At 53.5% G+C, this 12419-nt stretch carries 13 protein-coding genes; 2 read left to right on the top strand and 11 right to left on the bottom strand.

The features are described 5' to 3' along the window. Positions 1-48: 48 nt before the first annotated feature. The 3 genes from argD to ppiA all read right to left on the bottom strand — a co-directional run bounded on the left by argD (position 49) and on the right by ppiA (position 2565). Positions 49-1266: a bifunctional acetylornithine/succinyldiaminopimelate transaminase gene (argD, locus tag GN242_RS01615; RefSeq protein WP_154754396.1), complete on the bottom strand. Its 1218-nt coding sequence runs from the start codon at positions 1264-1266 to the stop codon at positions 49-51. 86 nt (positions 1267-1352) lie between these two features. Next, positions 1353-1931 (bottom strand): aminodeoxychorismate synthase component II, encoded by a 579-nt coding sequence (locus GN242_RS01610; RefSeq protein ID WP_154754395.1) that lies wholly within the window; start codon positions 1929-1931, stop codon positions 1353-1355. 61 nt (positions 1932-1992) lie between these two features. Further along, on the bottom strand, positions 1993-2565 hold the full coding sequence (gene ppiA / locus GN242_RS01605; RefSeq protein WP_154754394.1) for a peptidylprolyl isomerase A: 573 nt from the start codon (positions 2563-2565) through the stop codon (positions 1993-1995). Positions 2566-2841: 276 nt separating this feature from the next. On the opposite strand from ppiA, the gene tsgA reads away from it, so the two are divergent. After that, on the top strand, positions 2842-4026 hold the full coding sequence (gene tsgA / locus GN242_RS01600; RefSeq protein ID WP_154754393.1) for an MFS transporter TsgA: 1185 nt from the start codon (positions 2842-2844) through the stop codon (positions 4024-4026). Positions 4027-4098: 72 nt separating this feature from the next. Here the strand turns inward: tsgA and GN242_RS01595 are convergent, their stop codons facing one another. Beyond that, complete coding sequence (locus tag GN242_RS01595; protein WP_156286821.1) at positions 4099-5376, bottom strand: cytosine deaminase; 1278 nt, start codon at positions 5374-5376, stop codon at positions 4099-4101. 151 nt (positions 5377-5527) lie between these two features. Here GN242_RS01595 and GN242_RS01590 point away from each other — a divergent pair, with 151 nt between their 5' ends. Continuing rightward, entirely contained in the window at positions 5528-5965 is a 438-nt protein-coding gene (locus GN242_RS01590; protein ID WP_154754391.1) for a hypothetical protein, read from the top strand. 60 nt (positions 5966-6025) lie between these two features. On the opposite strand, the gene trpS is transcribed toward GN242_RS01590, so the two are convergent. From trpS to aroK, 7 genes are all read right to left on the bottom strand, one after another. Beyond that, the gene (gene trpS / locus GN242_RS01585) at positions 6026-7030 is read right to left on the bottom strand and encodes a tryptophan--tRNA ligase (protein ID WP_154754390.1); all 1005 of its coding nucleotides are present in this window, start codon (positions 7028-7030) and stop codon (positions 6026-6028) included. A gap of 18 nt (positions 7031-7048) precedes the next feature. Beyond that, positions 7049-7726: a phosphoglycolate phosphatase gene (locus tag GN242_RS01580; protein WP_154754389.1), complete on the bottom strand. Its 678-nt coding sequence runs from the start codon at positions 7724-7726 to the stop codon at positions 7049-7051. Next, on the bottom strand, positions 7710-8396 hold the full coding sequence (gene rpe / locus GN242_RS01575) for a ribulose-phosphate 3-epimerase (protein WP_154754388.1): 687 nt from the start codon (positions 8394-8396) through the stop codon (positions 7710-7712). Before rpe ends, GN242_RS01580 begins: the two co-directional genes overlap by 17 nt. Before the next feature lie 39 nt (positions 8397-8435). Further along, on the bottom strand, positions 8436-9254 hold the full coding sequence (gene dam, locus GN242_RS01570; RefSeq protein WP_154754451.1) for an adenine-specific DNA-methyltransferase: 819 nt from the start codon (positions 9252-9254) through the stop codon (positions 8436-8438). A gap of 127 nt (positions 9255-9381) precedes the next feature. After that, a complete protein-coding gene (locus tag GN242_RS01565; protein WP_156286820.1) occupies positions 9382-10368 on the bottom strand; it encodes an SPOR domain-containing protein in 987 nt (328 codons plus the stop codon). Positions 10369-10464: 96 nt separating this feature from the next. Beyond that, positions 10465-11553 (bottom strand): 3-dehydroquinate synthase, encoded by a 1089-nt coding sequence (aroB, locus tag GN242_RS01560; protein ID WP_154754386.1) that lies wholly within the window; start codon positions 11551-11553, stop codon positions 10465-10467. A gap of 53 nt (positions 11554-11606) precedes the next feature. After that, positions 11607-12128 carry a shikimate kinase AroK gene (gene aroK, locus GN242_RS01555; protein WP_048917675.1) on the bottom strand — a complete coding sequence of 174 codons (522 nt, stop codon included), beginning with the start codon at positions 12126-12128 and terminating at the stop codon, positions 11607-11609. Positions 12129-12419: the final 291 nt, after the last annotated feature.

Genomic DNA, 12419 nt, shown 5'->3' with positions numbered 1-12419 from the left:
CAGGGGCGAGGCACGCCTCGCCCGGGTCAGGCCGCTCACCCGCAGCCGTTATGCCAATACTTTTTCGACGGCCACAGCAAACCGCGCCATACCCTCGGCAATATCGGTCGGCTCAATCACCAGTGAAGGGGCAAAACGCATCACATCAGTTCCTGCCACCAGCACCATTACACCAGCTTCCGCCGCCGCGTTAAGAAGATCGCGCGCGCGCCCTGCATGCTGTGGTTTTAACGCCGCACCAATCAACAGCCCTTTACCGCGGATATCGCTGAACAGATCGAAACGTGCATCCAGCGCCTCAAGCGCTTCAACAAACAGCTGACGACGTTCCGCCACCCCTTCCAGCACTTCCGGCGTATTAATAATATCGAGCGCCGCTTCAGCGACCGCACAGGCCAGCGGGTTACCGCCATAGGTGGTGCCGTGTACTCCCGGTGCCATCACGGAGGCAATCTCATTGGTGGTCAGCATCGCACTGACCGGGAAACCGCCGCCGAGGGCTTTCGCCGTGGTGAGGATATCCGGCTGTACGCCATAATGTTCATAGGCAAACAGCTTACCGCTGCGCCCCATACCGCTTTGCACTTCATCCAGCACCAGCAGCGCATTATGTTCATCACACAGCTGACGCAGGCCCTGCATAAACTCAGCTGTTGCGGGCAGCACGCCCCCTTCTCCCTGAATCGGCTCAACCACAATGGCGCAGGTGTGATCGTCAATGACTGCTTTTACCGCAGCCAGATCGTTAAACGGCACGTGGATGATATCGGCAGGTTTCGGCCCAAAACCATCGGAATATTTTGGCTGACCGCCAACGGAGACCGTAAACAGCGTGCGGCCATGGAAAGCATTATGGAAGGCAATAATCTTGCTTTTGAACGGGCTGTGGCGTTTGGTGGCGTAGTAACGCGCCAGTTTAAATGCCGCTTCGTTAGCCTCGGCCCCGGAGTTAGCAAAGAACACACGCTCGGCAAAGGTGGCATTAATCAGCTTGGTCGCCAGGCGCAGAGCTGGCTCATTAGTGAAGACATTGCTGGTGTGCCACAGCGTCTCACCCTGAGTTTTCAACGCCTCAACCAGTGCAGGATGACAATGCCCCAGCGCAGTAACGGCAATACCGCCGGAGAAATCAATGTACTCTTTGCCCTGCTGATCCCACACGCGGCTACCTTTACCTTTGACCGGCACAAACTGTGCTGGTGCATAAACAGGCAAAATCACCTCATCGAACGTTGCACGTGTTACCGCTATTTTTTCCGCCGCCATTCACTACCTCGCCATTTAATCTTTTCATTGATGTGAAAATATAGTCATAAAATATGCATAAAAAATCACACAAAGGCAAATGATAATCAACGCCTGAGAAAATTAGCCAGCAGCTGATGCCCCTGTTCGCTGAGAATACTTTCCGGGTGGAACTGCACCCCTTCCAGCGGCAGCGTTCGATGGCGAAAACCCATTATTTCATCGGGCTGACCATCATCACCTACTGTCCAGGCTGTCACTTCGCATTCCGCCGGCAGGGTGCCATTTTCAACAATCAGCGAATGATAGCGGGTCACCGACAGCGGATGATTCAGCCCGGCAAATACCCCAACGCCAGCATGTTCAATCTCCGAGATTTTCCCATGCATCACCTTACGAGCGCGGATCACACGCGCACCTAAGGCCTGTGCTATCGCCTGATGGCCAAGACAGACACCCAGAATCGGCAGTTTACCGGAGAAATAGCGGATGGCATCAAGAGAGATTCCGGCTTCATTTGGGGTACAGGGGCCGGGTGAAATCACCAGATGCTGAGGTGCCAGTGCGGCTATCTCCGCCAGCGTGATGTCATCATTGCGGCGTACACAAACCTCTGCTCCCAGTTCGGAAAAATACTGGTAGAGATTCCAGGTGAAGGAGTCGTAATTATCGATGAGAAGTAGCATGGAGGGCCCGTTACAACAGGGCCACCGGCAGGCGGCCCCGACAGAATTACCCGCAGGTAGATTATGGCAGCACTTTAGCAGACAGAATCACCACCGGTGTTACCGGAACATTCTGGTAAGGGCCAAAGGTTTTGGTCTGTACCTGGGCGATCTTATCGGCAACATCCATCCCTTTTACCACTTTACCGAAGACGGCATAGCCGAAATCACGCTGACCGTGATCGAGGAAGGCATTATCGGCAACGTTGATAAAGAACTGGCTGGTAGCACTGTCCTTATCTGCGGTACGTGCCATGGAGATGGTACCGCGTTTATTCAGCAGGCCGTTATCAGCCTCATTTTTGATCGGCGGCTTAGGCTGCTTCTGCTGCATATCGGTAGTGAAGCCACCGCCCTGCAACATAAAGCCCGGGATTACGCGGTGAAAAATAGTGTTGTTATAAAAACCACTGTTAACGTAATCCGTAAAATTTTTCACCGACACCGGTGCTTTCTGGTTGTTTAATTCCAATTCAATACTGCCCACTGAGGTGGTCAGCAGCACATGCGTATCCCCCTTCGCAGCAATGGCGGAGGCAGAGATCGAAGACAGTGCGAGAACAGTCGCCACCGCGGTCAACGTACGTTTCAACATGAAAGATTCCTTACTGAGTGCAACAAACCATAAAAACAACGCTGATTGTAAAGAGGCACTTACCAACGCGCCAGCCTTTTACCTTTATTTACTCGCCGGCCATCTGAAAGCAGCGGCGGAGGGAGAGCAAAAATAGTGATAGTGATCACGTTATGAATGAAATATGAAAATATTCATTTCAGTAAAGATTTATGCAGATCACGAATATCGTTAAACTTCCCCCGCTAACCCTGGGCATTCCGCCCGACGAGCTTCTCTCTCAAACAGGTTTCCACTATGACAAATCGCGATCGAATCGGGCTTACCTGGATCAGCTTCTTCTCTTATGCGCTGACCGGTGCAGTGGTTATCGTTACCGGTATGGTACTGGAGAATATTGCTGCTTATTTCCAACTGCCCGTTGCACAGATGAGCAATACCTTTACCTTCCTGAATGCCGGGATCTTGCTGGCCGTGTTTCTTAACGCCTGGCTGATGGAAATTGTCCCCCTGAAGCGCCAGCTTATCTTTGGCTTTGTGCTGATGGTGCTGGCAGTGCTGGGCCTGATGAACAGCCATAGTCTTACCGTCTTCTCCCTGTGTATGTTTGTTCTCGGGGTGGTCAGCGGTATTACTATGTCCATCGGTACTTTCCTCATCACCCATCTGTACGAAGGGCGTCAGCGCGGCTCACGTCTGCTGTTTACGGACTCGTTCTTCAGCATGGCCGGGACTATCTTCCCGATTATTGCTGCCGCCATTCTCGCGCGTTCTCTGCCGTGGTACTGGGTGTATGCCTGCATCGGTGTGATCTATGTAGCGATCTTTATTCTGGCACTGTGCTTTGAATTCCCGGTGCTGGGTAAGAAAGCCAACCAGGGCGAGCCGGTAGTGAAAGAGAAGTGGGGCGTGGGCGTTGCCCTGCTGTCTGTCGCTGCTCTCTGCTACATTCTCGGCCAGCTTGGTTTTATTGGCTGGGTGCCGATGTATGCCACCAGCAATATGAAGATGGATATCGGCCAGGCCGGTAGCCTGGTCGGTAACTTCTGGACGGCCTATATGGTCGGTATGTGGGCCTTCAGTGCCATTCTGCGTTTCTTCGATCCGCAGCGCATTCTTACCGTGCTGGCACTGGCAGCAACCGCACTGATGTACTGGTTTATCACTGAAAATGACGCCTCGATGCTGAAGTGGATCATGATGAGCCTGGGCTTCTTCTCCAGCGCTATCTACACCACCATTATCACGCTGGGTTCATTACAGACAAAGGTGGCCTCACCGAAGCTGGTAAACTTTATCCTTACCTGCGGCACCGTCGGCACCATGCTGACCTTTGTCGTTACTGGCCCAATCGTTGAGAAAGGCGGCGCACATGCGGCGCTGGCTACGGCTAATGGTCTGTACGCCGTGGTGTTTGTAATGTGTCTGCTGCTCGGCTTCGTCAGCAAGCACAAGCTGCACGGTCATATGGGTTCACACTAAACGTCAGATGCAAAAAAGGCCGGTTAACCGGCCTTTTTTATGCGGCTGACCCGCTGCTGTAGAAAAGCCCTTTCAGCGCCTGAAATCGACCGGCTCACTCTTATCCAGATGAATAACGCTGGTCGCTGGCACCGTCTCTGCGATCACGCGGCCATGACGGACAGAGTAGCGTACCGGCACCTGACGACGCAGCGCATCGAAACTACTCTCCGCAGGAAGGATCACCAGGTTAGCGCTGTTGCCGCTTTCAAGGCCGTAATCCGTCAGCTGTAGCGTTCTGGCGCTATGGGTAGTAATCAGCTTAATTCCACTATCCAGCTGCTCGTAGCCCATCAGCTGGCACACGTGCATCCCCATATGCAGCACCTGCAACATACTTGCCGTACCCAGCGGATACCAGGGATCGAACACATCATCGTGACCAAAGCAGACGTTGATCTCTGCCTCCAGCATCTCTTTCACCCGAGTAATACCCCGGCGCTTGGGATAGGTGTCGAAACGGCCCTGCAAATGAATATTAACTAACGGGTTAGCCACAAAATTAATCCCGGACAGCTTAAGCAGGCGGAACAGGCGGGAAGTGTAAGCGCCGTTGTAAGAGTGCATCGCGGTAGTGTGGCTGGCTGTTACGCGCGCGCCCATCTGTTCACGGTGCGCCAGCGCAGCAACGGTTTCAACAAAGCGCGACTGCTCATCGTCAATCTCATCGCAGTGCACGTCCACCATACGCTGATACTTTTGCGCCAGAGCGAAAGTACGGTGAAGTGACTCAACGCCGTATTCACGGGTAAATTCGAAGTGCGGTATCGCCCCCACCACATCGGCTCCCAGCTGTAACGCCTGCTCCAGCAGCGCTTCACCATCAGGGTAAGAGAGGATCCCCTCCTGGGGGAAGGCGACCAGCTGAATATCGACCCACGGCGCCATCTCCTGCTTCACTTCCAGCATCGCTTTCAACGCGGTCAGCGTGGGATCCGACACATCAATATGAGTACGCACATGCTGAATACCGTTGGCGATTTGCCACTTCAGCGTCTGACGCGCCCGCTGCTTCACATCTTCATGTGACAGCATCGCCTTGCGTTCGGCCCAGCGCTCAATGCCCTCAAACAGCGTACCAGACTGATTCCATGCAGGCTCTCCGGCTGTCTGCGTTGTATCCAGGTGGATGTGGGGTTCAATAAACGGAGGGAAGGCCAGTCCGCCTTCAGCATCCAGCGCTTCACCACTGCTGCCACCTGCTGGCTGCGGCGCAATGCGCACAATTTTTCCCTGTCGGATCTCAATCTGCCACAGCCCTTCGCGGGCAGGCAGACGAACGTGATTGATCCACTGTAGTTCTGGACGCATAAAACCCTCCGCCATTAATTAGAGACAAGTCACCCTATCACGGATTATTGCGGCTACAGGAGATCTCTGCACTATCCAATGAGAAATCAGCAGTCTGAGTGCGAATTTCCCATCTATACTCAGCGCTGTGACTGACTGCGAGGAGATGACCATGAAGTACCTGATGATTGCCAGTCTACTGGTAAGCCAGCCGTTGATGGCAGCAGCGCCAGATTATGCCACGCTGGAAGGCACCTGGCAGGTGGATGCCGTGCATGTTGATAGCAGCGGGATTCAGGCCGTAGTGGAGAATGACCCGCAGTATATTGGCGCTGAAGTGACATTTTCACCCGATAAAATCTTGTGGACTAAAGGCACTCCACAGCGGCCTGTCGATCCGGCCACGGATAACTGTCTGAAAAAACCGCAGCTGACATCAGCCGATGAAAACGACCCGGAAAATGGTTATCAGGTTGCGGGAGGATTTAATGTGATCTGCGGCGATGAGCCGTGGGGGCCGGGCGCAGTAGTGACAAAACCGGTCAACGATACGCTGACGCTCTACTGGTATGACGGGGCAATTCTGGAGCTGAAGAAAGAGCTGCGTTAGCCAGGGCATCTTCAGCACTAACCGGTGGCAACCCCGATCGGGCTGCCACCGGACAGGCTATTACGGCTGGGCGACGAAGCCGATAGCGTTATAGACCTTTTTCAGCGTCTCCTGCGCCTGCGCACGGGCTTTAGCCGCGCCGTCACGCATTACCTGCTCAAGGAAAGCTTCATCACCACGATAGCGGTGATAACGCTCTTGCAGCTCGCCCAGCATCGCTGATACAGCATCCGCGACGGCTCCTTTGAGGTGACCATACATCTGGCCGGCAAACTCGGCTTCCAGCTCAACTACTGACTTGCCAGTAACACCGGACAAGATATCCAGCAGATTCGACACACCTGGCTTCTCTTTGACATCGTAACGCACCACCGGTGGCTCATCGCCGTCGGTCATTGCGCGCTTAATCTTCTTCACCACCGATTTCGGATCTTCCAGCAGGCCGATAACGTTATTACGGTTATCATCCGATTTGGACATCTTCTTGGTTGGCTCCAGCAGCGACATCACGCGCGCACCGGATTTAGGAATGATCGGCTCTGGAACGGTAAAGATATCGCCATACAGCGCGTTGAAGCGCGCAGCCACATCGCGGCTCAGTTCAAGATGCTGTTTCTGATCTTCGCCCACTGGCACCTGGTTAGTCTGATACAGCAAAATATCTGCCGCCATCAGCACCGGATAGTCAAACAGACCGGCGTTAATGTTCTCTTCGTAACGCGCCGATTTGTCTTTGAACTGAGTCATACGGCTCAGTTCACCAAAGTAGGTGTAGCAGTTAAGGATCCAGCTCAGTTGCGTATGCTCCGGCACGTGCGACTGAACGAAAATGGTGCTTTTCTGCGGATCGATACCGCAGGCAAGGTAGAGCGCCAGCGTATCAAGCGTGGCCTTGCGCAGGGCAACCGGATCCTGACGAACCGTGATGGCGTGCAGGTCAACGATGCAGTAGATGCAGTGATAATCATCCTGCATCTGTACCCACTGACGCAGCGCACCCATATAGTTACCGATGGTCAGTTCACCTGAAGGCTGTGCGCCGCTAAATACGATGGGTTTGCTCATGTTTCCGTCCTGAATAAATTACAGCCCGAGTGCGGGCAACAAATCGTTAAAGTGATCGAGCGTGACGTCGGGATGACTATTGGCAATCGGCTCGCCGTAGTTATAACCGTAGGTCAGAGCGATGCAGGGGCACCCTGCTGCCTGCGCTGCCTGAATATCATTGCGTGAATCGCCCACAAAGACCAGTTCACCCGGCAGCAGGCCAAACTTGCCCAGTACCAGGAACAGCGGTGCGGGATGCGGTTTTTTAGCCACCACATCATCGCCGCCGATAACCAGTGAAAAGTACTCAGCGATACCCAAAGATTGCAGTAGCGGGCCGACAAACGGCGTGGGTTTATTCGTCACCAGCGCCATCGGCAGGTTGTGAGCAGCCAGCGCAGCGAGCGTTTCTTTGACACCAGGATACAGCAGGCTGCCGCCGTCGGCACTCTGTGCATAATGCTTATCCATCAGAACCCGTGCATCCCGCTGCAAATCACTCTGCGGTGCGTGGCCCAGCGCCCAGGTCAGTGCCCGCTCAATAAGGATATCCGCGCCGTTGCCAATCCAGGTAGAAACACGCTCCAGACCAGCAGCAGGCAAGTTCAGTTCGGTTAACGCGCCATCAACGGCATTTGCCAGCCCCGGAGCACTGTCAGTCAGCGTGCCATCAAGGTCAAAAGCCAGCGCCCGGACGTTAGTGAAATGACCCATGACGAGATTTCTCCAGTTCAGTGCGCATATCATCAATGACTTTTTTATAGTCCGGATGGCCGAAAATAGCTGAACCGGCCACGAACATATCAGCACCAGCGGCGGCAATTTCGCCAATGTTATCCGCTTTCACGCCGCCGTCCACTTCCAGACGAATGTCATAGCCGCTCTGATCGATAAGCTTACGTACCTGACGCAGCTTATTCAGGGTTCCGGGGATAAATGACTGCCCGCCAAAACCTGGGTTTACGGACATCAGCAGAATCACATCCAGCTTATCCATCACATACTCAAGCACACTCAGCGACGTTGCCGGATTCAGTACCAGGCCCGCTTTACAGCCATGCTCTTTAATCAGTTGCAGCGTACGATCGACATGCTCAGAGGCTTCCGGGTGGAACGTGATATAACTCGCCCCGGCTTTAGCAAAATCAGGTATCAGGCGATCGACCGGCTTAACCATCAGATGGACATCAATCGGGGCAGTAATGCCATAATCGCGCAGGGCTTTTAGCACCATCGGGCCCATCGTAAGATTGGGAACGTAATGATTATCCATCACATCGAAGTGCACCACATCACCGCCAGCAGCCAGTGCTTTTGCGGTGTCTTCGCCCAGGCGGGCAAAATCTGCGGAAAGAATTGATGGGGCAATTAAAAACTGTTTCATCCGTTTCTCCCTGGGTTGTGCCTGATGTTCAGGCTGTCATCACCGGCCAGTATACAGTGCCAGCAATTCATTGACCTTACTGCGCGTGTTGCCACTGCGGCTGATCGACCGACGCACTTTGATTTCATGCAATATGGCGTCCTGATACCACTGCCGCGTCAGCGGCGTATCATGATTGGAGATCAGAACGGTAACGCTATTCTCATGCGCCAGCATGGTAGCCAGTTCGGCCAGATGCTGCTGCTCACGCATACTAAAGCTGTTGGTATGGTACGCGGTAAAGTTAGCGGTTGTGGAGAGCGGCGCATAGGGTGGATCGCAATAGACCACCGCTCCCTGCTGAACTTTACCCAGCGTAACATCGTAAGATTCACAGACAAAGGTCGCATGCTGCGCCCGTTCGGCGAACCAGTAGATCTCATCCTGCGGGAAATAGGGCTTGCGATAGCGACCAAACGGCACATTGAACTCACCGCTCAGGTTGTAACGGCACAGGCCATTGTAACAGTGGCGGTTAAGATACAGAAACAGCACGGCCCGGCGATAATCATCGCGGCACAAATTGAACTCGGTGCGATACGCGTAGTAAACCGCCGAATCATTCGTTTCAGGAATAAACAACAGACGAGCGTCAGCGACGAATTCATCGGTACGATCTTTGACGATGTTATAGAGATTAATCAGATCGTTGTTAATATCTGCGAGAATGTAACGCGAATATTGCGTGTTAAGAAATACCGAACCCGCTCCGACGAACGGTTCGATTAAACAATCCCCTTCCGGGAGATGACGTCGGATATCATCGAGCAACGGGTACTTACCACCTGCCCACTTCAAAAAAGCGCGATTTTTTTTCATGCCGTCGTTAATTACTTTACTCATCAGGCTGTGGTTACACCGACAGCATATCTGCGCTTTGAATGCTCTGCGCGCCAGCGGCGCGCACACACTTCAGGAAACGCCGGGTTTGCCCCGGCAGAGTGTTTTATTTACCCGTCTCTTTTTTTACCTGGCTCACTGGTTTTACCCATGGGTTCTGAGCACGAACTTCAGCAGGTAAAGTGGCAACAGCGCGTTTAGCCTCCCCTGAGGTGGCATAAGAGCCGCTCACCAGCACATACCAGGGTTGTCCGTTACGCGTGGTTTGATACACGTGATAGTTGCTCAGATTCTGTTTTTTAGCCCAGGCATTCAATGTGTCAGAACGCGAGGCACTACTCAGCTGTAAGGTAAAATTACCGCCTGGTGTAGTGCTACCGCTATGGCTGACACTACTGCTTTGGCTGGCCGTGGTGGCCGGCTTGCTCTCTTTCACGACCGGCTTACGGGACGCCGGAGTGTGAGTGGCGGCAGGTTTATTTTGATGCGTTGCCAACGGGCGCGGTGCCGTCACCGGCTTGTTACTGACCGGACGTGGCGTTTCACCACCGGGAGCTACCGTTGCAGCCGCAGTAGGCAGTGAAGACTCACCCTGCCCAGCCTGTGCCGCAGCATCAACCTGTCCCTGCTGGTCATTAAGCGCTGAGTTCAGGTCACCTGGTAACTCAATACGCTGTTGATTCGGGGGCGTCTGTACCGGCGGAGCCTCTGTCGGCGTCGGCGATATCGGTGGAACCCCTACATTCTGTGTCGCAGCAGGCTGGGTGTTATTGGCAGTCTGATTATTTTCAGCTGTGGCAGGCTGACCGGACTGACCGCTAATGGAAGACGACCCGGAAAGATCGATATTTTTCTCACCGCTGGTGTTACCCGCCGCTGGTGTTGCAGGCTGTTTCGCACTGTCACTATCCGGAGACTTAAGCGCCGAACCGATACCCAGTACAAGCAGCAGCAAAACCAGGATACCAATTCCCATCATCATATGCTGACGAGAAACAGGAACTTTTGGTACAGACGACGTTTTGCGGGGCCGCGTCGGTCGGCGGTCACTGGTGTCAGGTTTTAACTCGTCTTCCGGTTTAAACTCGTCCATTTAACCTCCTCCCATAGAGCGGCGATGCCGTTCGAACCCTGTGAACGACAGATACTTCAGAAATAGCAGTCAGAATGCCTGACCGCAGATATATCGTTATGGCTGCTGACAATCTTCGATAGATGCAAGAACCATATCATGTGGCACCCCGCCACGCACTTCAGCTTTGCCAATGGCTAGCGGAAGAACCAGACGCAGCTTGCCTGCTAACACTTTTTTATCACGCATCATATGCGGCAGATAGTCAGCCGCTGCCATACTCTCTGGCCCATGTACCGGTAACCCGGCACGCTGTAACAGCGCGATAATACGATCCGTATCTTGAGAGCTGAACTGCCCGAGACGTTCAGCGTTCCGTGCGGCCATCACCATCCCTGCCGCTACAGCTTCACCGTGCAACCAGTTACCGTACCCCATATGGGCTTCAATCGCATGACCATAAGTATGCCCAAGGTTCAGCAACGCACGTAAACCTTGCTCATGCTCGTCTGCTGCCACCACTTCTGCTTTCAACTCACAGCAGCGGCGAATGCAGTACGCCATCGCCGTGCCATCCAGCGCCAGTAATGCATCCAGATTTTCTTCAAGCCAGGTGAAGAACTCACCGTCAAGGATGATGCCGTATTTGATCACCTCAGCCAGCCCGGAAGCAAGCTCTCGTGCAGGCAGGGTGTTCAGGCAGTCAAGATCGACCACCACCGAGGCAGGCTGATAAAACGCCCCGATCATATTTTTGCCTAACGGATGGTTAACAGCGGTTTTACCCCCAACGGAGGAGTCCACCTGCGCCAGCAGCGTGGTTGGCACCTGAATAAAGCGTACGCCACGCTGATAGCTGGCGGCAGCAAATCCGGTTAAATCACCAATCACACCGCCACCCAGCGCCACCAGGGTGGTATCCCGGCCATGGGGTCTGGATAGCAGAGCGGTAAAAACCTGATCCATTACGGCCAGCGTTTTATACTGCTCGCCGTCCGGCAGGATCACCTGATCGACCACGACGCCCGCACCTTCAAGGCGTGTGCGCACCGTGTCGAGATAGAGAGGAGCCAGCGTCTGGTTGGTTACCAGCATGACCTGATCGCCCGCTTTAAGCGGCCAAAAAGAAGCCGGATCTGCGAACAACCCGGCGGCGATGGTAATGGGGTAACTACGTTCCCCAAGAGTTACGGTAATCCTCTCCATGACGCTGTATCACCTTTTTTGCTGTGCCCACGAGTGAGCCGTCAGAGCATAGATCAGCTCTTTTCCAACATATTGATAATCTGATTAGCCACCACTTTCGCACTTTGATCGTCAGTACGAATGGTTACGTCGGCAATCTCTTCGTACATCGGATTGCGTTCGTCGGCTAATGCTTCCAGCACTTCACGCGGTGGAGAATCCACCTGCAACAGCGGACGCTTTTTGTCGCGCTGAGTACGTGCCAGTTGCTTTTCGATAGTCGTTTCAAGATAAACCACTACGCCACGGGCGGAGAGACGATTGCGCGTTTCGCGCGACTTGACGGAACCGCCACCTGTCGCCAGCACAATGCCCTGCTTTTCAGTGAGTTCATTGATGATTTTTTCTTCGCGATCGCGGAAACCTTCTTCGCCTTCGACGTCAAAAACCCAGCCCACATCCGCTCCGGTACGTCGCTCAATTTCTTGATCGGAATCGAAAAATTCCATATTGAGTTGTTGAGCTAACTGACGCCCAATAGTGCTTTTGCCGGCACCCATAGGCCCAACCAGAAAGATATTGCGTTTCTCTGCCATTTTTTCGGTATTACTAAGACAATTCGTTGATGATACCCCGCCTTAAACCAGGCAGGACATGAACTGAAACCTCATGAGCGATAGTGCGAGAGTCAGACGAAAATTATCTCAACACTGAAGGTGTTTTGGCAACCGATTAAATTTACCTTGCCCACTGCACGTAATATTTTGGCGCGTTTCAGTCCGCTTCATTTATCAGCCGGATGTGGTTGCATCGGCTACGCCGGTTGCGCGCGATAAAAAACGGTTAAAAAGCATTCGCTGCTAAGGGCACCTGGCCCGTAATTCAAA

Source organism: Erwinia sorbitola (assembly GCF_009738185.1).
Classification (GTDB): Bacteria; Pseudomonadota; Gammaproteobacteria; order Enterobacterales; family Enterobacteriaceae; genus Erwinia; species Erwinia sorbitola.
This window is presented reverse-complemented; position numbering and strand designations above follow the sequence as displayed.